The organism is Congzhengia minquanensis (genome assembly GCF_014384785.1).
GTDB lineage: Bacteria > Bacillota > Clostridia > UBA1381 > UBA9506 > Congzhengia > Congzhengia minquanensis.
This window is the reverse complement of record NZ_JACRSU010000004.1, coordinates 85,058-108,881: the sequence shown is the minus strand read 5'-3', so window position 1 is coordinate 108,881 and position 23,824 is coordinate 85,058. Positions and strand designations below refer to the sequence as shown.

Genomic DNA, 23,824 nt, shown 5'->3' with positions numbered 1-23,824 from the left:
ATGGAACATTTTTCAGATGCATTGCTGGTGAAAAAAATCAATAAAATTATTTCGGTTTTAGAAGAAAAACTTGTTGTCAGTTCGCAAAAAATTAAAAATGTTACATATACCGAAAGCGGTTACACGAAAGATAATCTGCCGCCTGAAGGGGCAGAGTGGAAGCAGATGGAGGACAATACGGAATTTGTCTGCCACGACCGTCACTACTGGTTCCATTTTTCGCTGAAAACGCCTGAACTTTCGCCGGAGGAGGCGGTTTATCTCTCCTTTCAAACGGGCAGAGAGGGCCAGTGGGACGCGGTAAATCCGCAAATGCTTTTGTTTTTAAACGGCGAAATTGTTCAGGGGTTGGACACCAACCACACAGAAGTGAAGGTTGCCCCCAACACAGACTATGAAGCATATGGCTACTTTTATGCAGGTCTTTCCGGCGACACCGTTCGCTTTATTCCCAGAATTATCGTAAAAAACACCGCGGTGGAAGCGCTGTATTACGACATAAAGGTGCCCTTTGAGGCTGCAAAACTTTATGACGTTGACAGCCTGACCAACATAACCATAATGCGTGCGTTAGACAACGCCGTGCGCAAACTCGACATGCGCGATCTTGCTGCGCCGGCATTTTATCAAAGCGTTCAGGCGGCATCCGCCTATCTTGCCGACTCCTTTTATAACGGCGTTTGCGGAAAAGACGACGGCGTTACCATCTCCTGTATCGGCCACACCCACATTGACGTGGCCTGGCAGTGGAGGCTGGCGCAAACGGTGGAAAAAGCCCAGAGAAGCTTTGCCACGGTGCTGAAACTGATGGAGGAGTATCCGGAATATAAATTCATGTCTTCCCAGCCCCAGCTTTATCAATATGTGAAAGAACATGCGCCGGCGGTTTATGAAAAAATGAAACAACGCATTGCCGAGGGACGGTTTGAGCCGGAAGGCGGCATGTGGCTGGAGGCCGACTGCAACATTACCGGCGGCGAGAGCTTAGTGCGCCAGCTCCTTTTAGGAAAACGGTTTATGAAAGAGGAATTTGGAGTTGACAGCAAAATCGTCTGGCTGCCGGACGTGTTCGGCTACAGCGCAGCACTGCCGCAGATTATGAAAAAAAGCGGCATTGAAACGTTTGTCACCTCAAAAATCAGCTGGAACGACACCAACCGCATGCCCTATGACGCATTTATGTGGGAAGGCATTGACGGAACGGAAATCTTCACATACTTTATTACGGCGCAGAATACGGAACACGCAAACAGCCAACCGGAAAATTATTCAACATATGTGGGTACAATTACGCCTTCCATGGTGCTGGGCACCTGGAAACGCTTTGAACACAAGGGTTACAGCAGCGAAGCCTGCATCACCTATGGCTATGGCGACGGGGGCGGCGGCCCCACCAGGGAAATGTTAGAATATCAGCGGCGGCTTTCCTTTGGTCTGCCGGGTATTCCCAAAACCAAAACCGACACCGCCGGAGCGTTTTTAGACAGGGTGAAAAAAAGCTTTGACCAAAATGCGGAGGAAACAGGCAGAACGCCAAGATGGTGCGGCGAGCTATACTTAGAGTTTCACCGGGGAACCTACACCACCATGGCGGCCAACAAAAACTATAACCGCCGGTCGGAATTTTTATACCGCCAAACAGAGGCGCTGGCTGCGACAGCCATGAAGCTGACGGGCGCGTCTTATCCGGGAAAAGAAATTTACAACGCCTGGGAAATCATCTGCTTAAACCAGTTCCACGATATTATTCCCGGCTCCTCCATCCGCGAGGTGTATGAGGACTCGAAACAACAGTATGAAACGATTTTAAGCACGGCGAAAACCCTCTCTAGCACTGCCATGGATGCTCTTTGTGCGAACATTAACAGCACGAAAAGCGGAGTTCTTGTGTATAACCCCCACTCCTTTGCGTTCAGCGGCACGGTGGACCTTGGCGGCAGACAACAGACCGTGTACAACATTCCGCCTTTCGGCTGGAAAGTGGTTGCGGCAAAAGAGGAACCCTGCACGGTTTCCGTTACCGAAAACTCCATCAGCAACCAATATTACACCATTACCTTTGAAAACGGCGACATTATTTCGTTCGTTGACAAACGCGCCGGACGGGAGCTGGTGAAGGCAGGCTGCAAGCTAAACCGGTTTAACTTCCACGAAGATTTCCCCTTCTGCTATGACGCGTGGGAAATCAGCAAATATTATGAAGACAAAACCTATGGCGCAGATGAGGTGCTTTCGCCGGAAATTATCTGCGAGGGTGCCCGGGCAGGTTTAAAATTTACAAAACGGTTTGGAAAATCCACCATCTGCCAGACGATTTTTCTCTATAATGAGGAGGAGCGGATTGATTTTGTAACTTCTGCCGACTGGAACGAAGAACACATGATGTTAAAAGCGGAATTTCCTTTTGACCTTCACGCAAACGAGGCCACCTACGAAATTCAGTATGGCAGCGTGAAGCGCCCCACCCACACCAACACCAGCTGGGACGATGCGCGGTTTGAGGTATGCGCCCAGAAATGGATGGACGTTTCAGAAGAGAACTATGGCGTCAGCATTTTAAACGACTGCAAATATGGCTACGGCGCCAACGGTTCCGATATCACCATCACGCTGTTGCGCTCTCCCACAGAGCCCAATCCAGTGGCGGACAAGGGGCACCACGAATTTACATATTCCCTGCTTCCGCACAACTGTTCGCTTTCTGAAAGCCATACCGTGCAGGAGAGCTACAAACTCAATGCAAAACCTGTATGCCGTGAAATAACTGCCCAAAGCGGCAGTCTGCCGGAGGAATTTTCATTGGTTTCCGTAAACAGTGAAAATGTTATTATTGAAACAGTGAAAAAGGCAGAAGACGACGACGGGATCATCATTCGGCTTTACGAGCACGGCAACCGCCGTGAAACGGTTTGTCTCACCTTTGGTTTTCCTGCTGCAGAGGCTTTTGTGTGCGATTTAATGGAAACGGAACAAGGCACGTTAGCTGTAGCGGATAACACCGTTTCTTTTGAAGTGAAACCCTTTGAAATTGTAACATTAAAAATAAAATAACAAAAGACGCCCGCCGAAAATCGGCGGGCGTCTTTTGTTTGCGGCCAATCAGCCGTTTTTATTTTGCATGTGTTCTTCATAGGTCTTAGAAAAATGGTGTTTGTTGTCGCTGCCCAAAACAAAGAACAAATAATCCGTTTCTTCAGGATACAGCGCTGCCTCAATGGATTTTTCCCCCGGTGATGCAATGGGCCCTATGGGCAGGCCCTTGTTAATATAGGTGTTATAGGGGCTGTCAATTTTTGTGTCCTCAACTGAAAGCACCGGCTTGCGCTCCTTTAAAACATACTGCACTGTTGCGCAGGACTGCAGGTAAGGGTAGTTTGAGCTGTCCATCCTGTTGTGGAACACGCTTGAAACCAGCTTCCTATCCTCATCCCCCAGCGCCTCGCGCTCAATGATAGACGCCAGCGTCACCGCTTCGTCCATGGTCATGTTCATTTCTTTAGCGCGGCCTTTGTATTTTTCGTACACCTTGTCGAACTGGGCCAGCATTTCATTTATAATTCCATACTCGTCCCCTGCTGTAAACTCATAGGTGCTGGGGAACAAATACCCCTCAAGGCGGTTGTCCCGCTCCGGAATGTCCTTTACGAAATCATAGTCAAAATCGCCGTAATCCACCAAATAGTAGAACTTGTCCTTGTCGATTAATCCCTTTTCTGCCAGGGTGTCGGCAATTTTATAAATTTCATACCCCTCCGGAATGGTAATCTTCACCGCATCCACATTCACGCCGGACTGGGTCAGAGCTTTAAAAATGTCCTCATATCCTGCGTTTTTGTTTAGCTTAAATTTGCCAAAGTTATATTTTCCATCCACGCCGCGGACTTTGGACATTAGTCGGTAAAAGCCCTTTGAATTTACCAATCCATTTTTGTTTAAAATTTTTGCTATCTGTACGGTTCCTGCGCCCTCGGGGATGGTAACCACCACTTCGCCGTTCTGGCCGCCGGGCATATAGTCTGCATAAAAATATCCGCCCGCCACAACAACTGCCACAATCAGCGCCGCAAAGAATATTTTCAGCGCAAGCCGCTTGTTTTTCCGTTTTTTTGCTGCCTGTCTTTTTCGTTCTATGGCCCTTTTCTGCTGGGAGGTGGGCTTTCTCACCGTCATCAGCTCAATTTCGGCCTGATTGCTTTCAGGTTCGGCTTCGTCCTCATCTTCCGGAGCCGGCCCTGGCTGAGTTGCGGTTTCCGGTTCCGGCCTGTTTTGCGAAACGCTTTTAAAAATGTTTTCCATCTTTTCCTGGGCTTCTAATTCGCCCGGGCTGGGTGTTTCACGATTTTCTTCTGTCTGTCCTAAATCTGCATGGAACGGTTCGCCGCCTGTCAATTCTTCTTTGCGGCTATCGTATTTTTCCTTTTCGTCCAAACAAAACACTTCCTTTCCCTTGCCAAAACTTACAATTTTAAGTTCGCTACAGCGTTTAATGAGCTATCGGCAAAGTCGTTGCTTTTATATTTATAAAAACCGGCGCAACCAATCATTGCGGCATTGTCCGTGCATAAAACCGGCTGCGGGTAGAATAATTGTAACTGTTTATCGCGGGCGGCCGCTTCAAACGAGGCGCGCAGTGCGCCGTTTGCGCTGACGCCGCCGGCCAGAACAAGCTTGTCCGCCCCCATATTCTCTGCGGCACGCAATGTATGCTTTGTCAGCGCCTCCACCACCGCTTTTTGAAATCCTGCGGCAATGTCCGCCCGGTTCACTTCCTCCTGCTTTTGTTCTTTCGTGTGGAGATAGTTGATAACCGAGGTTTTCACCCCGCTGAAACTGAAATCGTAAGGGTTGTCTGAAAATTCCACCTGGGGGAATGTCACCGCGTCTATGCTGCCCTCTTTTGCTAAAGCCTCAACTTTCGGCCCGCCGGGATAGCCCAGCCCAATGACCCGGGCGATTTTATCAAATGCCTCGCCCGCCGCGTCGTCCCGCGTGCGTCCCAAAATTTCAAATTCCGTATAGGTTTTAACATGAAGAATATGGCTGTGGCCGCCGGAGGCTACCAGGCAAACAAAGGGCGGCTCTAAATCGGGGTGCGTAATATAATTTGCGGCAATGTGCCCATGAATGTGGTTTACGGCAATCAGCGGAATATTTTTTGCCGCACTGACCGCCTTTGCGTAGGAAACACCCACCAAAAGCGCACCGATAAGGCCCGGCCCGTAGGTTACAGCCACAGCGCTTAGGTCGTCATAACTTACTGCCGCTGTTTCCATTGCCTCAGCCACTACGGTGGATATATTTAAAACATGGTTGCGGGAGGCTACCTCAGGCACCACGCCGCCAAATTTTTTGTGTATGTCAATCTGCGACGAAATGATGTTAGACAGCACCTGCCTGCCGTTTTTTACCACAGCAGCGGAGGTCTCGTCGCAGGACGATTCAATCGCTAAAATTAAATTCTCCATTTTGTTCCCTCTGTTATTGAAAAATATTTTGTCATAATCAGCGCGTCTTCCGTGTTGTCGTAATAGTTTTTTCTCCGGCCCACTTCTTCAAACCCCTTTTTCTCATACAGCGCAATCGCGCCTGTATTCGATTCGCGGACCTCCAGTGTCATTAGGGTTAAAGACTGTTGTTCTGCAAGAGAGATGAAATCGTCCATCAGCGCCGAACCCAAACCACGGCAGCGAAAATTCTTTGCCACGGCAATGTTGGTTATGTGCCCCTCTCCGGCCAAAAGCCACATGCCCATGTAGCCTACGGCCCGGCCGTCTTCCACCGCTGCGCGGTAAACGGAAAACTTGCCCGATAGTTCTTCTAAAAACATTTTTTCAGTCCATGGGTGGGGAAAGGACTCCGCCTCCACCGTTAAAATATCAGCAAGGTGCTCCGCCGTCATATCTACGATTTGCACGTTATCACATTCCCTCCGCAGGATTTATAAATTCTGTTTTTTAAGGCGGTTACAATGCCGCCGGGCGCAAACGGAAGCTCTGCAAAAATTACGTCCGCCCCAAGGGCGTCTGCCTCGCGCAGTGCGCCAAACAACGCTTTTGCATATTCTACCGGCTCTTTGCCGCAGTCAATCACATCACAGTCATACAAATCCGTCTGTCCGGCAGTTAAAACGCAAACCTTTTTGTTCTTACAAGCCGTTACCTGCTTCAGGATTGCGTCCCGGCAGGTTTTGCCTTCAAACACAACCATTTCTGCCTTCGGCGCATAGTGCTTATATTTCATTCCGGGACTTTTGGGAGACGTTGTGTCCTCGTCCCGGGGCGCATAGCCCGTAACCTCTCCCAAAAGGGCCGCTAACGTCTCCTGGGATACGCCGCCGGGCCGCAAAATCCGCGGCGGGGTGACGGTTAGATCAATCACTGTGGACTCAAGCCCCACGCGGCATGACCCGCCGTCTATAATATAATCAATTTTATCTGACAAATCCTCCGCCACATGAGCTGCGGTGGTCGGGCTGGGCCGTCCTGACAGGTTCGCCGAGGGCGCTGCCACCGGCACCCCGCTTTTTTTAATGAGTTCCCGGGCAATTTCATTTTCAGGGAAGCGGATTGCGACAGTTTTTCCGCCTGCTGTGACCACATCTGGGACAAGATTGCTTTTGTTTAGTATAATCGTTATGGGACCTGGGCAAAGTATGTCCAGGATTTTTTCTGCATTCTCCGGCACGGTTTCCGCTAAACTGTACACATCTTCCTTAGAAGACACATGCACAATTAAGGGGTTGTCAGAGGGCCGCCCCTTTGCACCATAAATTTTTTTTACCGTCTGTGCATCAAGCGCATTGCCGCCCAGGCCGTAAACCGTTTCTGTGGGAAAGGCAACAAGCTTCCCTTCTGCCAGTGCCTTTGCAGGCTCGCTCAGCTTTTCAAAGTCAGCTGTTGATTCAATTTTAATCATTTTTGAGGTCATACATAGTCACCCAGTATTTCATTATACCATTGTTTTTGAAAAAAAAATAGTTTTTTTTCATATTTTATTGAAATTTACTTAAATATAGGTTAAAATAGAAGTAATTATCAGAAAATTTTTTACATCAGGGAGGCACTATGCAGAGAGAAATTAAAAAAATTGGAATTTTAACGGCGGGAGGGGACTGTCCGGGTTTAAACCCCGTTATCCGTTCCGTTGTCAGAACTGCAATTTTAAAATACGGCCTGGAGGTTGTGGGCTTTAACCACGGCTACAAGGGGCTGTATCACAACGACGTAACAGAACTAACCTTAGATTCCGTTTCGGGCATTCTGCCAATTGGCGGAACCATGCTCTATTCTTCGAACAAGGATAATCTTTTTGACTACACCGTAGAAGAAAACGGAAAAATGGTGCAGAAAGACGTGTCCGACGTTGGCGTGGAGAACATGAAGAAAAATGGCATTGACGCAATGGTAATCATCGGCGGCGACGGAACGCTGACCAGCGGGCGCGATTTTGCACGCAAGGGCGTAAAGGTTGTCGGCGTGCCAAAAACCATTGACAACGATTTAAGCTGCACAGACTATACCTTCGGGTTCGACACCGCGGTGAGCGTTGCCTGCGAAGCGGCAGACCGGCTTCATTCCACAGCGCTTTCCCACAGCAGGATTATGGTTTTGGAGGTTATGGGAAGATATGCCGGTTGGATTGCTTTGGCAGCCGGAATTTCCGGCGGCGCCGACGCGATTTTAATTCCGGAAATCCCCTACGATATTCAAAAAGTGGCCGATTCGTTAAAGGAACGCGCCAGCCGCGGCAAAAACTTTGCGGTTGTGGTGGTTGCAGAGGGCGCAAAATCTGTTTCCGGCGAGCTTCATGTGAGCAAGGTGATTGAAGGCAGCCCCGACCCCATTCGTCTGGGCGGCATCGGCAACAAAATTGCCGAAGAGCTGGAGAGCCTGGTGGGGCTTGAAGCGCGGTCCACCATTTTGGGGCACATTCAGCGGGGCGGCTCTCCTACGGCTCACGACCGCATTTTATCCACCCGATACGGCGCCGCGGCAGTTGAGCTTTTGATGCAGGGAAAATTCGGCATGATGGTGACCTTAAAGGGCGACGACATGGGATATGCCTCTTTAGAAGACGTTATCGGAAAAAATAAGGCGGTTGATCCCAGCGGCGAGCTGGTCAGCATTGCGAAAGGCATTGGCATTTCGTTCGGCGACTGATTGCGCAAAAGTAGAATACAAAGGTGTGAGGTTTATGAAAAAAACAATAACAGTATTGCTTGTGTTACTGCTGGTTTTCGCAGCAGGCCTGTCTGCGTCTGCAGCCGGCTACACGGTGGTATGCAGCCCACAATACAACATGGCGGAATCCTTTGAAAGCAGCGTTACAAAGGTTTCAAAAAATTCAAAATGGGCGTTGGCCGACACCAACGGCACCGCCATTACAGGCTACAACTGGGAGGCAATGGGAGACATCACATCTGAATATATTCCGGCAAAAAAGGGCGGCAAGTGGGGTTACATCACTCCCGCCGGAGCAGAGCTGATTCCATATCAATATACTACGGCGGGCTGTTTTAAAAACGGCGTTGCAATGGTGCAGAAATCAGACGGCAAGTATGCATATATCAATATTTACGGCGACGTGATTTTTCATTCGCCGTTTACATATTCTTTCTCACCGTCTGAGGGTGCTATCTGCGGCATGATAAACGGTCTTTATGGTTACAGCGACACGGAGGGAAACATTATTATTCATCCCCAGTTTGAAATGGCGTTCGACTTTCACGAAGGTTACGCTGCTGTGAAGTTCGGCGGCAAATGGGGATTTATCACCAGCTACGGCGCATATTCCGTGAAGCCTGCTTACGACTATGCAAGTGATTTTAAAAACGGTTATGCGGTGTGCCGCTTAAACGGCAAATATGGCATTATAGACACTGCGGGAACGCGCACCTCCTCTTTCGATTTCGATTATATCGGCCCGCCGGACAACAGCAATCGGTATCCGGCCAAGGCTGGCACGGTCAGCGGCTTTATTCATGCCAACGGCGAATGGCTTTTAAAAACGCAGTATGATTTTTGCTATCAATATACTGACGGCGTGGCAAGGGTTTATAAAGACGGCAAATGGGGCTACATAGATGAAACGGGAACCGAGCTGGTGCCCCCCACCTTTGCAGACTGCGGGGAATATCACAACGGCAGAGCGCCATATTCGTTAGACGGCGTGCTTTGGGGCTATCTCACATTAAACGTGAAACCGGCAGAAACCACTCCGCCGGCAGTTGACACGCCCACCCCCACGGTTACCCCTACACCAGACAATACAACCTCACCAAACACAGACGGGCCAACCATTCAAAATCCCGCGTCTGACAGTACGCGCCCCTTAACTCCCGATAGGGAAAATTGCATTTCCATGAAAATTGGCTCTAAAATTGCGCTGAAAGGTATTGATGAGCGGACGTTGTCTGCCCCGCCTGTTTTAATTGACGGCACGACAATGATTCCCGTTCGCGACGTAGTGGAACTGTTAGGCGGCAGCATCGCCTGGAACGCGGAAAACCAGAGAATTAATATCAGCTTGAACTACATCACCATTTCCATGACAGTGGGAAGCAAGATTGGATATGTAGCAGGAATACCCACGCCGATGCAGCAGGCCCCCGTTCTTTTAAATGGTTCTACTTTGGTGCCGCTAAGAAATGTGGTCGATGGATTGAACTGCGAATTAAAATGGATTGATACACAGCAGAATATTTACATATATTATAAATAGACATTGATTAGAAAGGTTGAAACTTGAATATGGCAATTTTAGTTACCGGCGGAGCCGGATTTATTGGAAGCCACACCTGCGTGGAGCTGTTGGAAAACGGCTATGAGGTTGTGATTGTTGATAACTTTATCAACTCCAAACCAGAAGCTTTAAACCGGATAAAACAGATTACAGGCAAGGATTTTAAATTTTACGAAGCGGATTTGCTGGATAAAGCAGCCGTGGAAACTATTTTTATAGAAAACAAAATTGATGCTGTCATCCACTTTGCGGGCCTGAAGGCCGTAGGCGAATCGGTTGCCCAACCAATCCGCTACTATCACAACAATATCTCGGGCACGCTGATTCTCTGCCAGGTTATGCAGGAAGCCGGCGTGAAAAAAATTGTGTTCAGCTCTTCAGCCACAGTTTATGGAAGTCCTAAAACCGTTCCCATCCGCGAGGATTTCCCGTTACATACGACGAATCCTTACGGCAGCACCAAACTGATGATTGAAAACATTTTGCAGGATATTTTTGTGGCGGACAACGAGTGGAGCATTGCGCTTTTGCGCTACTTTAACCCCATCGGCGCTCATAAAAGCGGCTTAATCGGCGAAGACCCCAACGGGATTCCCAACAACCTGATGCCATACATTGCCCAGGTTGCAGCCGGAAAACTGGAAGTTTTAAGTGTTTTTGGGGATGACTATGATACGAAAGACGGCACCGGTGTACGGGATTATATTCATGTGGTTGACCTAGCGCAAGGCCACATTAAGGCTGTGGAAAAGGTCCTCGGCGGCTCCGGCGTTGACGCATATAACCTGGGAACAGGCATTGGCTACAGCGTTTTAGATATGGTACACGCTTTTGAAACGGCAAACAATGTAAAGGTGAACTACAAAATTGCGCCCCGCAGACCCGGCGACATTGCCGTGTGCTTTGCAGATCCGAAAAAGGCAAAAGAGCTTTTGGGCTGGCAGGCGCAGTTCGGCATTGAGGACATGTGCCGCGACAGCTGGAAATTTGTGAAACAAAACCCCAACGGATTATGATTATAAATAAAAAGCCCGCCAACCGGCAGGCTTTTTTGTTCTACGAATTGAGGTGATAAACCATGTCCTTACCCGAGCAACGCATTTGCCAGCTTTTAGGCCGTTTGGGCTGGAACCGTTCAGAATGCACAATTGCACCACAGCCAATGGGCAGCACCAACGAAAGCTATAAATGTTCCTACCGCGATGAAGAATTTGTTTTGCGGCTCGGCACTCGTCAGGCAGGCATATTATCCATCAACCGCCATGCCGAGGAGGCTGCGTTAAATCTTGTTTCAAAGCTTTCCTGCGGTGCAAACCTGGTTTATTACGATTTGGAAACAGGCAATATGGTGACCAAATACATTTATGGCAGAGAGCTGGCAGCTGATGACTTGAACGACCCGAAACGGCTTGCGCAAATGGTTCAGGTTCTAAAAACCGTGCACACGCAAAAAACTGCATTTGCATTTGATTTTTATGGCGACGTGGAACGCAGGCTGGAAGTGTTAAAAGAACACAATATTTCCCTTCACCCGGAGTTTTCCCGCGCTTATGAAATATATAGGATTTGCAGGGAGCGCAACAGCATCGATTCCAAACTCCATTTTGGGCTTTGCCACGGCGATCCCTTTGTAAACAACTTTGTTCTGTCAAACAGCGGGCAGCTGTTTTTGCTTGATTATGAATATGCCGGCATGGGCGACGTGTTCTTTGATTTGTCCTGCATTGCACCAGGCTTAACGCCTGAAAAGCAAAAAGAACTTCTGCGCCTCTATTTCGGTGAATGCACGCCGTTTCTTTTGGAAAAGCTGTATGACTTTTTTATCATTAACCTGATGTGGAACGGTACCTGGGCGTATGTGAAAAGCTGTGACGTGCCAAAAGAGGTGTTCGATTATATTCAGTTTGGCGATTTTCATATGGATAGCATTTTAAAGTCCGGAAGGCCGAAGAAATGAGTGAAAAGGCTGCGGAGAAACAATTGTTTCTCCGCAGCCTTTTACCTTTGAATTTATACCGGAATACTCATTAATACAATTGCTATAATTCCTGTTCCGGTGCCAATCCACCGGCGTTTATCCAGCCTTTCACAAAACAGCAATACCCCAATAATTGTTAAAAGCAGGGTAACACCCCCGTTATAAGCCGGAAAAAGCAGTGTTCCGTCAATTACGCCAGCAGCATAAGTGTTTAGCGCCTGAAAAAGCCCTAAAATTATACCAATAAGCGCAGCAGAAGCAATAATTTTTGGCTTTATTCGAAACGTCTTTTTTTGGCCTGATATACTTAGTCCCAAATAAATTAACCCAGACAGTACTGTTGCCGCGAAATATGCACTACATACAAATCCGCCGATTTCATTTGCAACGCCCACTACGGTATAAACCTTTTGTGTAACAGAAAGCAAGCCGTTTGCCGTAAAGGTTGCAAATGCAGGAACCAGCCATCTTTTGTCTATACCGCCGCTTCCCGTCATTTCGACATTGAACAAAAAAGATATCCCCGTAAGTACGGTTCCTGCAATTCGCCACCCGGTAAACGGCTCTTTAAAAACCAGGGCTGATACAAAAACCGGAATCAGCATTCCAAAATTATTAATTAAAACAGTAAGTGAAACCGGCCCTTTAGACAACGCCTGTATGTATGTCATCTGAAAAAGTACACTCAACCCTCCGAAAAACGAACCGAACAAAAATGTATTCCATGAAATACGGTACCGTACGGAAGGAAGAAACATAAAAAATGCCGCCATAAAAATAAAGCCGTTATATAAAATTCCATCCGTATTTGTGCAAGCCACATGTTTGGCAAACATGCTTTGCAATGTTATTTTTAATGCGGCAATTACGCAGAGGATGAAAATGAGCAAAAATGTCATTTGGTGTCACCCTCAATAAACGTTTTATTGTGCGCTTTCACCACCACACCCTTATATTCAAAATCTTTTTCTGAAAAGTTTGCCACTACGGTATAACGTCCACCAAAGACGGTTTTCTGAACAGTGAAATCCTTGGTCAGATATACAAAATCTGTCATTGGCAGTGTAGTAACTTTTTCTGTGACTTCCGCAATCATATGGTATGTCCTGACAATTTCCTCCTCTAACGCATCAAAGTTTCCGGCGAAAAAAGAATATAGCGGTGGGCAGCCGTATAGGCAGGAAAACAGCGCCTTGTCCTGCATGGTTTCGCGGCATGAATTAATCGCGTCGCCCCAGTAGGGGAACGAAATAACACAGTCATGATAGACCAAATGCCAGAGCGGCACACGGCACGCGGGATTCAGCATATATTTTTTCTGGAACGCCGCACCCTCTTCCCCATAATCCTGTGCTTTGCGTCTGCCGCAGTCCATTTTATCAAACCGAAAATGGAACGGACTGTTCATGCCCTCGTTGTAAAGAATGCTGCCGATAATGTCTTCAAAACCATCTTCCGTTCCGGTGATAAGTCCGAGGTCTGAAACAAACCGAAACGCTTTATTTTTAATTTGAATACATTCTCCCCGCGTTACAGGGTGTTTTTTACTGCTGCACGAAGCAATTCCGCCACCATATACATCTATAAAACGTCCTTCATATGCGGGGAATTCCTCCCATTGGGCAGGGATTTCCTCTTTCATTCTTTGGGCTGCAACCTTTGGGCAAAGGGTATTCTGGTCATGCATCTTTCCGTCATAACCTCTCAGCGCCCAGGCTTTGGTTAATTCTCCGTTGGCATCGGTTTGAACACCGTCTGGATAATCTTTTATGCGCCGTTGGGAATAATCACAGTTTAAAATTCGGTTTTTAGGAATAAATTTCAGCATATCCGGCCGGGGCACATCGTTATAGTTGTCATATTTCGTACTGATATATCCAAACTTGTTATAAAGCGGAGCTGCCGCCCTGCCGTCCGGACCGAAAAAAATACCAAAAAGTGCCTTTTTAACACCTCTTGCATAAAGTTTTTCTGCAGCCTGAAGCATAAACTCCGCCGCGCAGGGTGAAATATCCGGATTTTCGTCAGAGTACATCACTCGTTCATAATCATCATTCCAAACCCAAAATATTGCGCCGCCTATGAGCTTCTCTGACTCAGGCAAAGCTGAAATTTTGTTTTCAAGAAAGCTAAGCAAATGCGCCTTTAACCGCCGGTAATACCGACATGCTTCTGCCAATGTACTGCAAATAATATATTGAACCTCACAGGGTTCTGTGCAGTACATAGACAACTGGTACAGGCCGCTTTCCTTAATTAGCTCATAACGTGCATACGCACCGGTGTCTAAGGCGCACAGCAAATATTGACCGTTTCTTTCAATAATAATCATACTCATGGTACCGCCACGGCTACAAAAATCTGACGAAATATTTCCGAACTCATATTCCCCCTCAGCTACAAGGGCAATTCCCTCGTCTACCGGGAGCAAAATCCTGTCGCCTGAAATGATTTTCGGCACCGGAATTGTGCCCCTTACGGTAAGTTTTACAAAATCTTCACAACAAGTAGGTATTTTCTTTACGGAAAATGTAAATGAAGTGCCATTTCTTTCTAAACGAAATCCATTTTCTGTGCTTACAAAATGCATTTAAACCACCTCTTAACCATTAGTATACATGTAAGAACCAAAATTGAAAATAAACAAATGATACATGTTTATGGATTTTTTTGATATTTCATGATATAATCATTTTGGTGATAAAAAATGATTGACACAACAATTTTTGAAAAACAGCTTGAACTTGACATTCCGTCTGATCTGGGAATTTACTACAGCGGAAAAAGAATTAACACAAAAAATCATGTGTATGGGCCGGAAATCAGAAATCACTATCTGTTTGTGCTTGTCAACAACGGAAACGCATGCCTATATGGAGAAAAAAATATTTTTTTGAAGCCTCACGACCTTTTAGTTATGTTCCCGGGACAGCGGATTCATTATAAAGCCAGCGGCCTTTGGAGCATTCAGTGGGTTGGCGTTTATGGAAATGGCGCGGACCGCCTTACTGAAAAGCTTGGTGTAACGCGGAAATTCCCCGTTATGAACGTACATTGCTATAGAGAAGTGGAAACAGCACTCGAAAGCATTTATGCATCAGCAGGAGATCTTACATTATCAGGAAAGTTAAACAGCCTGTCTCTGCTTTACGAGTTTTTTTCTATTTTGTTTCAAAACGCAAATTCTGATCAACAGGATGACATTGTTCAATCCGCAATAAAAATTATTCGATATAATTACAGCCAGCAAATTACAGTTTCCTCTATTGCAAACAGTCTGCATTTAAATTCGGCATACTTTTCCAGACTGTTTGCATCAAAAACCGGCATATCGCCAAAGCAGTTTATACTGTCTTTGCGGCTTGAACGTGCCAAGGAGCTTTTACAACAGCAAGCTATTCCCGTTGCCGAGGTTTCCAGGTCTGCCGGCTTTTCAGATCAATTATACTTTTCCAGGCTTTTTCGTCAAAAAATAGGACTAAGCCCCAGCCAGTTTCGAAATTTGCAAAAAGAAAGCCCCCAGCGGTAATTCCGCCGGGGGCCTTCCTATCCTTATGCCTGTGACTTTAAAAATTCCTTTTCCATTTCCAAAATATCTTCCAGCCAGTAAACGCCAATGTCTAAAGCTGCCCACATGCTTGTGCGCTCTGCTTTTTTCGTTAGCTTTGCGGTGGAAATATCGCTTCCGTGCTTTTCCAACAACTCAATGGTAATCTTTCTCGCCATGTCAAGGTCGTTCACCTTTTCCGAATCTAAAATGGTGAACCTAGTAATAAAATTTTCGTTAAAGTCTCCAAAATAAAGAACATTGCCGTCTCTAATCAGCGGTTTCCCGCGGTATATCAGGCTTTCTCTTTCCGTTACTGCTGCCATTTTTCTGCCTCCTATTTCTTGTTGTAAAAAAATCAGTCTTTTTCCAGTTCCTTGAGTGTTTTTATATCGACGGGTTCGTCATCATTATGTTTTTGTGAACGCGATGCGTTCTTAATAATCACAATGTCGTCCACTTTAAATTCGTTCACCACAGCGTCGTTGTCCGCGTTCATTTTTACCTGCACAACGCCGCGCAGCAGGTGTGTGCTGAGAACTGTTCCCCGGCCCATGGGCGTGTCTACCACTGCGCCTACGTTAGGCGTGCGGTGAATTAATGTTTCATAGGCCTCCTGCTCATATTTTAAGCAGCACATGAGCCTTCCGCAGGTCCCCGAAATTTTGGTGGGGTTTAAAGACAGCGACTGTTCCTTAGCCATTTTAATGGAAACCGGCTCAAAATCGCCCAGAAACTGGGAACAGCAAAGAGGTCTGCCGCAAATCCCCAAACCGCCCAAAAGCTTTGCTTCGTCGCGCACACCAATTTGCCGAAGCTCAATTCTGGTTCTGAACACAGCCGCCAAATCCTTCACCAGCTGGCGGAAATCCACCCTGCCGTCTGCGGTGAAATAAAACAAAACCTTGCTTCTATCAAATGTATATTCCGCATCAATTAAATTCATGTCCAAACCGTTTGCCGCAATTTTTTCAAGACATATGTCAAACGCTTCTTTTGTGCGGGCACGGTTGTCCGCAACCTGGGCAATGTCTTCCTCTGTGGCCTTGCGCAAAATGCTTTTAATCGGCATGTTGAATTTCTCCTCGTCTACTTCCTTGCCCACCAAAACCACTTCGCCGAATTCCACACCGCGGGTTGTTTCAACAATCACGCCGTCGCCCACTGAGAGCGCACAATCTTCCGGATTAAAATAATAAATCTTACCAACGGGCTTAAACCTGATGCCCACTACCTTTGTCATGGAAATCCTCCCAAATACGCATCATGGTTTCAGAAACCGACGCGTTGTAATTTAAATTCTGTTTTAGCCTCAGTTTAAAATCGGTCAGTCGGTCAAAGGCCAAAACCAATCCTTTTTTACTGACCCCTTCTGTAAAAACCCTCATCTGCGACAGCTTGTTGTCGTAAATCACCCGGTTTTCAAGGCCGGATTTCACAAAAACGCAGTCCCTAAGAAAGGTTAACATAAAATCGGTAATTTCTCCGATGTTTTCTTTTTCCTCGATCAAAAAGTCCGCTGTTTCGCGCACCTTTGCCGCATCGCGGTTGAGTGCAATAACGTGCTCTACGCTGCCTTCAAAAAGTTTTCCTGCACTGTCATCAGACAAAAATGCAACCGCCGCACCAATGCTGCCCTGGGATAGCCGCGCCGCCAGCTGCACAGTTTCGCCGCCGCCAAACCGCATCGCTAAATAGCGATTGACTTCTTCAACCGGCAACGGAAAAAACGACATAATACAGCTGCGGGACAGCACCGTGGAAAGCAGTTTGTCCTGCTTGGTGACACAGATGAGAAATGTTACATACTCCGGCGGCTCCTCCAGCACCTTTAATAGGGCATTTTGCGCCTCGGGACTTAACACATCGCCGTCGCCAATGATAAACACCCTGCGGCTTGCAAGATAGGGTTTTAAAAAAACCTCGCTTAAAATCTGTTCCCTGACATCGTCCACCCCAATAGACGCTTTTTGTGCCGCCTGCTCAAGACGGATAATGTCAGGGTGGTTTCTTGACCTGGCCTTCACACAGGCGGGGCAAGTGCCGCAGGGCCGGTCTTTCGGGAATTCCCCCTCGCAGACCAGCGCCTGGGCAAAAAGATCTGCACAAAGCCGTTTGCCCACGCCGGCCATGCCTTCAAACACGTAAGAATTTGAAACATGCCCGGTTTCCAGTGTTTTTTTCAGGCTTTTTTTCACCGGTTCATTGCCGTAAAGCTCGTCGAAACCCATAATCAGACTTTTTCAAACCTTTCCACATCTACAACAAAAATTGTTGCGCCGCCCACTTCAATTTCTGCGGGGAAAGAGGTGTAGCCAGCTGCTCCGCCGATATACGGTTCGGGCGAGAACACAACCTGTTTCCTTTTTGCGCTGTATTTGGAGATGACATCAATCACAGACTGTATTTTTTCCTCGTCTGTCCCCACCAAAAGCGTTGTGTTGCCGGCCCGCAGAAATCCGCCTGTAGACGCCATTTTTGTTACTGAAAACCCTGCTTTGTTCAGTTCCCTCATTACGGTGTTGCCGTCGTCGTTGCTCACAATTGCAAATACAAGTTTCATTACAACTCCTCCTTTATTTTATTTGATAAAAATCATCTGAAATATCCTTATGTTAAAAACCAAACAAAAATGCAAGTTTCATTCTTCACTGCTGCAAATTTCAAGCATAAACTCCCCTAAGTCCCGGGCGGCATGCGGTTTTGCAAAATGCTGTGTATTTTCTGAAAGGCGCATTGCCTTAAACGGATAATGAATGAGCTGGTAAACCGCTTCATCTGCGCCAAATGTTTCGCTTAAATTTAGCGCAATGCCGTTGTTTAGCATAAACTCCTTGTTTCTGTTCTCCTGACCCGGAATGGGGTCGAGCATTAAAATCGGCAGCCGTTTGGCCAGCGCTTCGGAAGTGGAAAGCCCGCCCGGTTTTGTAATAATACAGTTGCAGGCGTCCATCAAAACGTCCACATTGTTCACAAAACCATAGGTAAGAATATCCTTCCGGCGCTTCATTTTGTCGACCTTGGCTTTAAGTTTGTCGTTGCTTCCGCAAACCACAAGAATTTGAAAATCTTCTTCTAAACTATCCAGCTTTTTCAGCATGTCGAGGGTGTGGGTGCCATAACCCATAGAGCCCATCATAACAAGCACTGTGAACTTGTCAGCAATGCCAAGCGCTTTTCTTGCTTCTGCCGGCGGCACCTTTTTTGAAAACTTCGGGCTGATGGGAATTCCTAAAGGCAAAACGTTTTCAACGGCGCCCCACTTTTTAATTGCCTGGTAGGACAAAAGTTCCGACGCGGTAATATAATAATCCGATTTTGCCTGCTCCCACATAGGATGTATGGTAAAATCCGTTACAATTGAAATCAGCTTTGCCGTTATGGGGTGGTGTGTTGCAATCCTGTTTATTGTGATGGTAGCAAAAAGATGGGTACTCACAATCACATCCGGCCGGAACGCCTCAATATAAGCATACAGCTTTTTCCGGAACGCCGTAGACAAAAATTTAATTGTTTTAGACACCTCTCCCTGGGGGCTTGTTCTCATGTCTAAAAGGTCATACAGCGACCCATAAATTTTCGGCGTAATGGTGGTGGAAAGAATGTACCCTTTCGAGACCGCTTCCGCCAGGGTACTATTTACGTTTTCCGCTATGTCTAACATTCTGCACTCCACATCGTTGCGGCCTGCAAAATAGCTTTCCATTGCTTTTGCGGCCTGGTGGTGGCCGCCGCCTGTCGGAACGGATAGAAAAAGTATTTTCATTTTTGCCTCACACGCCTTAAATTAAAATAAACCGGGGATATTCATCCCGCCGGTTATGGAGTTCATTCCTTCCTCCATCATTTCCTCTATCTGGCGGATCGCGTCGTTCACCGCCACTGTAACCAAATCTTCTAACATTTCCGTATCTTCCGGATCTACGATTTCCGGGTCTATTTTCAGGGACGTAATTTCCTTTGTTCCCTTCATAACCACTTTTACCTTGCCGCCTCCGGCTGCGGTTTCAATAGTTTTTTCCTCCAGCTCCTCCTGCACGCGGTTCATTTCTTCCTGCATCATCTGAGCCTGTTTGATAACGGTGTTCATTTTATGATTTCCGCCGCCTGTAAATTTATTTCCCTGTGCCATGAAAAATTCCTCCAAATTGTTTTAAATAAATTCTATTTCTGAATGAGTTTTACTCAATTCTTCCAGCTTTTTCAGCGGGTCGTCGCCCTCAATTCCGATTTCACGGGACGTTACGCAGGCAACAGGAATGTCCTCCCCCGTAACGCTTTTCGCCGCTTCTTCAATCAGTTTCACATTTGCCGGCTTTGAAATTACGCTTTTCGACACCAGCGCATTATCGCCAAACACAACACACAGCTTTCCGTTTACCATTTTGGCCTGAACCAATGCCAGGTGCGGAAAAATCGGCATGCCGCCGTGAGATTTTACATAATTCATAATTTCCGGCCAGCGGGAAGCTGCATCTGTTCCCCCTGCCGCCGGAGCGGCTGGTTGGTCTGTGTGTTCCTCTGCCGGTTTTGCTTTTTCCTTTTTCACCGGCAAAGCCGTGTCTGCCCTTTGGTTCACTTTTAAATCTTCTTGCGTATCCCATGGCGGCGCATCGGCCGCCTGGCGTGGGCCGCCGTCAGCAGGCGCGGCCGAAATTGGAATAACGCCTTCTTTCACCTTCTGTTCTAAAACAGAAATCCTGTCTAACAGGGCCTCTTCCGTTTCCTCCATTTCCGGTTCACACATTTTCACCAGCGCCATCTCATAAAGGGTGCGCGGAAAGCCGGAATATCTGGCTTGGGCCGAAGCCGCACACAAAAGGTCGATTGCGCGAATCAGCCGCTCTTTTGAAAACTGCTCGGTCAGCTCTTCTATTTTGTTTCTATTTTCCGCCGATGTGTTTAGAAACTCCTCGGCGTTTCCTGTAATTTTTACCACTAGAACGTCCCGCAGATATTTCATCAGCCGTTCTGCAAACAGGCCCAGCTCCTTGCCCTTTTCAATCACTTCATCAATCTTTTCAAGGGCCGCCTTTGTGTCCCCTGATGCAATGCACACAGACAGGGAATAAAGCGCATCATTGTCTGCAATTCCCACAATCTTTACCACGTCGTCATAGGCAAGCTTGCCGTCTGACGCGCCGACGCACTTGTCTAAAACGCTTAAAGAATCGCGCATGGATCCGTCTCCCAGCTCAGCAATTAAGGAAAGGGCCGCGCCTTCTGCCTCATAGCCGTCTGCGGCTAAAATTTTCTCCATCCGCCCGGATATGTCTTTATTCGTAATCCGGCGAAACTCAAACTGCTGGCATCTGGAAAGCACTGTAATGGGCACCTTGTTTAATTCTGTGGTGGCAAGAATGAACATCACATGCTCCGGCGGCTCCTCCAGCGTTTTTAAGAGGGCGTTAAAGGCCTGCTGCGTCACCATGTGCACCTCGTCAATAATATAGACCTTTTTACGCGCCACAGAGGGAAGGAACATCACGTCGTCAATAATATCGCGGATGTTTTCCACCTTGTTTTTCGAAGCGCCGTCGAGTTCAGTTACGTCTAAAATAGACTCGTCCAGCAGGCCGCGGCAAACACTGCATTCGTTGCAGGGATTTCCGTCTTTCGGGTTTAAACAGTTCACCGCCCTTGCCAGAATTTTAGCTGTGGAGGTTTTTCCTGTTCCCCTGGTTCCGCAAAAAAGGTATGCGTGCGCTGTGGAGTTGTTCATAATCTGGTTTTTCAAGGTTTTTGTAATATGCTCCTGACCCACAACATCGTCAAACACTGTCGGCCGCCACCGTCTGTATATGGCCTGATATGCCACACGCCCACCTCCGCAAAACAAATTTGCTTCTAAACTGAAAAAAGCCGCGTCAATTCTGCGCGGTTTTATTGGCACAAAGCCTGCCGCTTTGTGTAACATCATACACTTTTTTAAATCTGCGTTCACGCCGGGAGAATCCGCAACACACCCAAGGCACCGCTTATCGCTGCTTGGTTCCCCACCTGACGAGGTTCGCGGGCTCAAGTTGTGCGGGTCCCGGCAGACAACGCTTACGCGCTGAACGCAAAATTGATTTCCGCAGTGCTGAAAAGCCTGCGGCAGGAATGATTTCTCATTCCTTAGGTTTATATTATATCATAATTTTAAAAACTATTCAACTGTTTTTTTCAAATTCCCGAATTTAAGCGTTTTCCTGGAAAAATTCAATCTGTTCGCCGTCCGGCCCCTTGACAAAGGACAGAGAGGCAGTGATTTCGCCGTGCTCACCTAAAACCGCGTCTTTCGGTTCCACGTGAGGAATCCCTCCATGCTCAACCGCACGTTCAAACGCAGCGCGGGTGTCGTTTACGCGAAGTGCCAGGTGGAAAAAGCTGCCCGCCTTCGGCTCAGATTCTTCTCCTGCTTCGCCGTCTGAAAACAACTCAAAATAGTTTCCGTCTCCAATATCAATTAACGCCAGCTGCTTTCCTGTGCCGGACGTCCATTTGGTGCGGAGCTGAAAGCCCAGCCCCTCAATGTAAAACGTCAACGATCTTTCAAAACTTGATGTTTGCAGTGCCACATGGTGAAACCCGCAGCCTGCAATTTTGCCGTTCGCCATAAATATCCGCCTTTCAAATAAAGAAGTGTTTTCCTTAGTATAACAAACACCACACGCAAAGTCAAGGCAGGTTACAGTTGTTTTGTAAAGCAGATAATTCTGTTTGCTTCGCGGAAGCCCGAATGGATGTGAAATTGAAAACTGCCATTGTTATCAAGTTCACAGTCGCTGGCAAACTCTTTGCATCCCCGCTGCCTTGCCCAGTTTTCGCACATTTCAAGCAGTGTTCTGGCAACGCCCATCCCGCGGCAGGCGTCCTCCACATAAACGCCCTCTAAATATCCCACCGGCGAAAATGATGTGCCCTCCACATAGTCATGCCGCAGCTGGCACTGGGCAAACCCCAAAAGGGGACCCTGCCCGGCGGCCACAAAAACAGCAGCTTCTCCGGAATTTAAAATCTCGCTCAATTCTTTCTCCAGTTCCTCTGTGGTGTGGCTGTTCCACAATGCAGATGCCAGGCGCGCAAGTTCTGTGATGTCCTCCGGCCCTGCCTTTCTAAAATCCATGTTCCGTCCTCCTAAGCAAAAACGGGCGCGGAAACCCGCGCCCGAATTTTTTTATTCCTTGTTTTTCGACTGAATATATTCGTCGATGGCTTTTGCCGCATCTTTTCCCGCGCCCATTGCCAAAATCACCGTTGCCGCGCCTGTTACCGCATCGCCGCCGGCATAAACCCCCTCGCGGGAGGTTTTACCCGTTTCCTCGTCGGCAATAATGCCGCCCCATTTGTGAACGGCCAAACCCTCCGTAGTGGATTTAATCAGCGGGTTGGGCGACGTGCCGATAGACATAATTACGCAGTCTACATCCAGCACAAATTCAGACCCCTCTTTCACCACTGGTCTGCGTCGGCCGGAGGCATCGGGTTCGCCCAGTTCCATTTCAACGCATTTCATGCCGCCCACAAACCTATTTTCATCGGGAAGAATTTCTGTGGGGTTGGTCAGCAGTTTAAAGATAATGCCTTCCTCCTGCGCGTGCTCAACCTCTTCCGCTCTTGCAGGCAGCTCTTCCATGGAGCGCCGATATACAATATATACATCCTTTGCCCCAAGCCGTTTGGCGCACCGCGCGGCGTCCATTGCAACGTTGCCGCCGCCCACAACCGCAACCTTGCTTGCGTGCATAATCGGTGTGGAAGGTTCGTCTTTATAAGCCTTCATTAAATTAACGCGGGTTAAAAACTCATTGGCGGAATAAACGCCCTTTAAGTTCTCGCCGGGAATTCCCATAAACCGGGGAAGGCCCGCGCCAGAACCAATGAACACCGCCTCGAAGCCGCTTTCCATCAGCTCGTCAATTGAGGTAGATTTTCCTATAACCACATTGGTTTCAACCGTTACGCCAAGCTCTTTTAAGGTGTCGATTTCCTTTTGCACAATTGCCTTCGGCAGACGGAATTCCGGAATTCCGTAAACCAAAACACCGCCGGCCAAATGCAGTGCTTCAAACACCGTAACCTCATAGCCTGCCTTTGCCAAATCTCCGGCGCAGGTAAGGCCAGACGGGCCGGAACCGATAACCGCAACCTTATGCCCGTTGCTTTCCGGCTTTTGGGGCGCAGTTTTACAGTTTGCGTTGTGGTAATCTGCCGCAAACCGCTCTAATCGTCCAATGGCCACAGGCTCGCCTTTAATACCGCGAACGCACTTTTGCTCACACTGGGTTTCCTGGGGACAAACGCGCCCGCAAACTGCAGGCAATGAGCTGGATTGGGCAATAATCTCATATGCCCCTTCGAAATCTCCCTGGGCCATTTTTTCAATGAATGCAGGAATATGAATTTTCACCGGGCAGCCGGCAACACAGGGCTTGTGCTTACAGTTTAAGCAGCGTTTTGCTTCGTCTATTGCTGTTTCCGGCATATATCCCAGCGCCACTTCTTTAAAATTTTTATTTCTAACGTCCGGTGCCTGGGTTGGCATCTCGTTTTTCTTCGGCGACATGTTCGGCATG

General features: G+C 47.6%; 22 protein-coding genes and 1 other RNA gene. 6 read left to right on the top strand and 17 right to left on the bottom strand.

Features of this window, described 5'->3' with window-relative positions; all coding sequences use genetic code 11:
- On the top strand, window positions 1-3,051 hold the full coding sequence (locus H8698_RS10755) for an alpha-mannosidase (protein ID WP_249313491.1): 3,051 nt from the start codon (window positions 1-3) through the stop codon (window positions 3,049-3,051).
- Window positions 3,052-3,099: 48 nt separating this feature from the next.
- On the opposite strand, the gene mltG is transcribed toward H8698_RS10755, so the two are convergent.
- From mltG to H8698_RS10735, 4 genes are read right to left on the bottom strand one after another with little or no spacing between them, the layout of a single operon-like run.
- Window positions 3,100-4,428 (bottom strand): endolytic transglycosylase MltG, encoded by a 1,329-nt coding sequence (gene mltG / locus H8698_RS10750; RefSeq protein ID WP_249313490.1) that lies wholly within the window; start codon window positions 4,426-4,428, stop codon window positions 3,100-3,102.
- A gap of 29 nt (window positions 4,429-4,457) precedes the next feature.
- On the bottom strand, window positions 4,458-5,465 hold the full coding sequence (tsaD, locus tag H8698_RS10745) for a tRNA (adenosine(37)-N6)-threonylcarbamoyltransferase complex transferase subunit TsaD (RefSeq protein ID WP_249313489.1): 1,008 nt from the start codon (window positions 5,463-5,465) through the stop codon (window positions 4,458-4,460).
- Window positions 5,453-5,914, bottom strand: coding sequence for a ribosomal protein S18-alanine N-acetyltransferase (rimI, locus tag H8698_RS10740; RefSeq protein ID WP_249313488.1), 462 nt, complete (start codon window positions 5,912-5,914; stop codon window positions 5,453-5,455). Before rimI ends, tsaD begins: the two co-directional genes overlap by 13 nt.
- Window positions 5,902-6,927 (bottom strand): L-threonylcarbamoyladenylate synthase, encoded by a 1,026-nt coding sequence (locus tag H8698_RS10735; RefSeq protein WP_249313487.1) that lies wholly within the window; start codon window positions 6,925-6,927, stop codon window positions 5,902-5,904. The genes rimI and H8698_RS10735 overlap by 13 nt, the downstream gene beginning before the upstream one ends.
- Before the next feature lie 137 nt (window positions 6,928-7,064).
- Between H8698_RS10735 and H8698_RS10730 the strand changes: the two genes are divergently transcribed.
- From H8698_RS10730 to H8698_RS10715, 4 genes are all read left to right on the top strand, one after another.
- Window positions 7,065-8,159 (top strand): 6-phosphofructokinase, encoded by a 1,095-nt coding sequence (locus tag H8698_RS10730; RefSeq protein WP_249313486.1) that lies wholly within the window; start codon window positions 7,065-7,067, stop codon window positions 8,157-8,159.
- Window positions 8,160-8,193: 34 nt separating this feature from the next.
- Window positions 8,194-9,720, top strand: coding sequence for a WG repeat-containing protein (locus H8698_RS10725; RefSeq protein WP_249313485.1), 1,527 nt, complete (start codon window positions 8,194-8,196; stop codon window positions 9,718-9,720).
- 29 nt (window positions 9,721-9,749) lie between these two features.
- Window positions 9,750-10,757: a UDP-glucose 4-epimerase GalE gene (galE, locus tag H8698_RS10720; protein ID WP_249313484.1), complete on the top strand. Its 1,008-nt coding sequence runs from the start codon at window positions 9,750-9,752 to the stop codon at window positions 10,755-10,757.
- A 62-nt stretch (window positions 10,758-10,819) separates the two neighbouring features.
- Window positions 10,820-11,698 (top strand): choline/ethanolamine kinase family protein, encoded by an 879-nt coding sequence (locus H8698_RS10715; protein ID WP_249313483.1) that lies wholly within the window; start codon window positions 10,820-10,822, stop codon window positions 11,696-11,698.
- A 53-nt stretch (window positions 11,699-11,751) separates the two neighbouring features.
- On the opposite strand, the gene H8698_RS10710 is transcribed toward H8698_RS10715, so the two are convergent.
- Both H8698_RS10710 and H8698_RS10705 read right to left on the bottom strand, forming a co-directional pair.
- A complete protein-coding gene (locus H8698_RS10710) occupies window positions 11,752-12,408 on the bottom strand; it encodes a hypothetical protein (protein WP_249313482.1) in 657 nt (218 codons plus the stop codon).
- Between the two features lie 206 nt (window positions 12,409-12,614).
- Entirely contained in the window at window positions 12,615-14,309 is a 1,695-nt protein-coding gene (locus H8698_RS10705; RefSeq protein WP_249313481.1) for a glycoside hydrolase, read from the bottom strand.
- Window positions 14,310-14,426: 117 nt separating this feature from the next.
- Here H8698_RS10705 and H8698_RS10700 point away from each other — a divergent pair, with 117 nt between their 5' ends.
- Window positions 14,427-15,248 carry an AraC family transcriptional regulator gene (locus tag H8698_RS10700; protein ID WP_249313480.1) on the top strand — a complete coding sequence of 274 codons (822 nt, stop codon included), beginning with the start codon at window positions 14,427-14,429 and terminating at the stop codon, window positions 15,246-15,248.
- 23 nt (window positions 15,249-15,271) lie between these two features.
- On the opposite strand, the gene H8698_RS10695 is transcribed toward H8698_RS10700, so the two are convergent.
- The 11 genes from H8698_RS10695 to gltA form a co-directional block, all read right to left on the bottom strand.
- Window positions 15,272-15,592 carry a hypothetical protein gene (locus H8698_RS10695; RefSeq protein WP_249313479.1) on the bottom strand — a complete coding sequence of 107 codons (321 nt, stop codon included), beginning with the start codon at window positions 15,590-15,592 and terminating at the stop codon, window positions 15,272-15,274.
- A gap of 32 nt (window positions 15,593-15,624) precedes the next feature.
- Window positions 15,625-16,509, bottom strand: a complete 885-nt coding sequence (locus tag H8698_RS10690; protein WP_249313478.1) for a PSP1 domain-containing protein — start codon at window positions 16,507-16,509, stop codon at window positions 15,625-15,627.
- Entirely contained in the window at window positions 16,481-17,497 is a 1,017-nt protein-coding gene (locus tag H8698_RS10685) for a DNA polymerase III subunit (RefSeq protein WP_249313477.1), read from the bottom strand. The genes H8698_RS10690 and H8698_RS10685 overlap by 29 nt, the downstream gene beginning before the upstream one ends.
- Window positions 17,498-17,499: 2 nt before the next feature.
- Window positions 17,500-17,829 (bottom strand): cyclic-di-AMP receptor, encoded by a 330-nt coding sequence (locus tag H8698_RS10680; RefSeq protein WP_177680755.1) that lies wholly within the window; start codon window positions 17,827-17,829, stop codon window positions 17,500-17,502.
- 78 nt (window positions 17,830-17,907) lie between these two features.
- On the bottom strand, window positions 17,908-19,032 hold the full coding sequence (locus H8698_RS10675) for an MGDG synthase family glycosyltransferase (RefSeq protein WP_249313476.1): 1,125 nt from the start codon (window positions 19,030-19,032) through the stop codon (window positions 17,908-17,910).
- Between the two features lie 21 nt (window positions 19,033-19,053).
- Window positions 19,054-19,398, bottom strand: coding sequence for a YbaB/EbfC family nucleoid-associated protein (locus tag H8698_RS10670; protein ID WP_177680750.1), 345 nt, complete (start codon window positions 19,396-19,398; stop codon window positions 19,054-19,056).
- Between the two features lie 21 nt (window positions 19,399-19,419).
- Window positions 19,420-21,210 carry a DNA polymerase III subunit gamma/tau gene (dnaX, locus tag H8698_RS10665; RefSeq protein WP_249313475.1) on the bottom strand — a complete coding sequence of 597 codons (1,791 nt, stop codon included), beginning with the start codon at window positions 21,208-21,210 and terminating at the stop codon, window positions 19,420-19,422.
- Window positions 21,207-21,306, bottom strand: an RNA gene (gene ffs, locus H8698_RS10660) — signal recognition particle sRNA small type. Before ffs ends, dnaX begins: the two co-directional genes overlap by 4 nt.
- 139 nt (window positions 21,307-21,445) lie before the next feature.
- Window positions 21,446-21,865 (bottom strand): VOC family protein, encoded by a 420-nt coding sequence (locus tag H8698_RS10655; RefSeq protein WP_249313474.1) that lies wholly within the window; start codon window positions 21,863-21,865, stop codon window positions 21,446-21,448.
- A 71-nt stretch (window positions 21,866-21,936) separates the two neighbouring features.
- Window positions 21,937-22,374, bottom strand: coding sequence for an aminoglycoside 6'-N-acetyltransferase (aac(6'), locus tag H8698_RS10650; protein ID WP_249313473.1), 438 nt, complete (start codon window positions 22,372-22,374; stop codon window positions 21,937-21,939).
- Window positions 22,375-22,425: 51 nt separating this feature from the next.
- Window positions 22,426-23,823, bottom strand: a complete 1,398-nt coding sequence (gene gltA, locus H8698_RS10645; RefSeq protein ID WP_249313472.1) for an NADPH-dependent glutamate synthase — start codon at window positions 23,821-23,823, stop codon at window positions 22,426-22,428.
- Window position 23,824: the final 1 nt, after the last annotated feature.

Bases quoted from the DNA above. Each gene is read 5' to 3' on its own strand.
- H8698_RS10755 (WP_249313491.1), top strand. From the start codon at position 1: ATGGAACATTTTTCAGATGCATTGCTGGTGAAAAAAATCAATAAAATT.
- tsaD (WP_249313489.1), bottom strand. From the start codon at position 5,465: ATGGAGAATTTAATTTTAGCGATTGAATCGTCCTGCGACGAGACCTCC.
- H8698_RS10735 (WP_249313487.1), bottom strand. From the start codon at position 6,927: ATGACCTCAAAAATGATTAAAATTGAATCAACAGCTGACTTTGAAAAG.
- H8698_RS10730 (WP_249313486.1), top strand. From the start codon at position 7,065: ATGCAGAGAGAAATTAAAAAAATTGGAATTTTAACGGCGGGAGGGGAC.
- H8698_RS10725 (WP_249313485.1), top strand. From the start codon at position 8,194: ATGAAAAAAACAATAACAGTATTGCTTGTGTTACTGCTGGTTTTCGCA.
- galE (WP_249313484.1), top strand. From the start codon at position 9,750: ATGGCAATTTTAGTTACCGGCGGAGCCGGATTTATTGGAAGCCACACC.
- H8698_RS10715 (WP_249313483.1), top strand. From the start codon at position 10,820: ATGTCCTTACCCGAGCAACGCATTTGCCAGCTTTTAGGCCGTTTGGGC.
- H8698_RS10705 (WP_249313481.1), bottom strand. From the start codon at position 14,309: ATGCATTTTGTAAGCACAGAAAATGGATTTCGTTTAGAAAGAAATGGC.
- H8698_RS10700 (WP_249313480.1), top strand. From the start codon at position 14,427: ATGATTGACACAACAATTTTTGAAAAACAGCTTGAACTTGACATTCCG.
- H8698_RS10695 (WP_249313479.1), bottom strand. From the start codon at position 15,592: ATGGCAGCAGTAACGGAAAGAGAAAGCCTGATATACCGCGGGAAACCG.
- H8698_RS10690 (WP_249313478.1), bottom strand. From the start codon at position 16,509: ATGACAAAGGTAGTGGGCATCAGGTTTAAGCCCGTTGGTAAGATTTAT.
- H8698_RS10685 (WP_249313477.1), bottom strand. From the start codon at position 17,497: ATGGGTTTCGACGAGCTTTACGGCAATGAACCGGTGAAAAAAAGCCTG.
- H8698_RS10680 (WP_177680755.1), bottom strand. From the start codon at position 17,829: ATGAAACTTGTATTTGCAATTGTGAGCAACGACGACGGCAACACCGTA.
- H8698_RS10675 (WP_249313476.1), bottom strand. From the start codon at position 19,032: ATGAAAATACTTTTTCTATCCGTTCCGACAGGCGGCGGCCACCACCAG.
- H8698_RS10670 (WP_177680750.1), bottom strand. From the start codon at position 19,398: ATGGCACAGGGAAATAAATTTACAGGCGGCGGAAATCATAAAATGAAC.
- H8698_RS10655 (WP_249313474.1), bottom strand. From the start codon at position 21,865: ATGGCGAACGGCAAAATTGCAGGCTGCGGGTTTCACCATGTGGCACTG.
- gltA (WP_249313472.1), bottom strand. From the start codon at position 23,823: ATGCCGAACATGTCGCCGAAGAAAAACGAGATGCCAACCCAGGCACCG.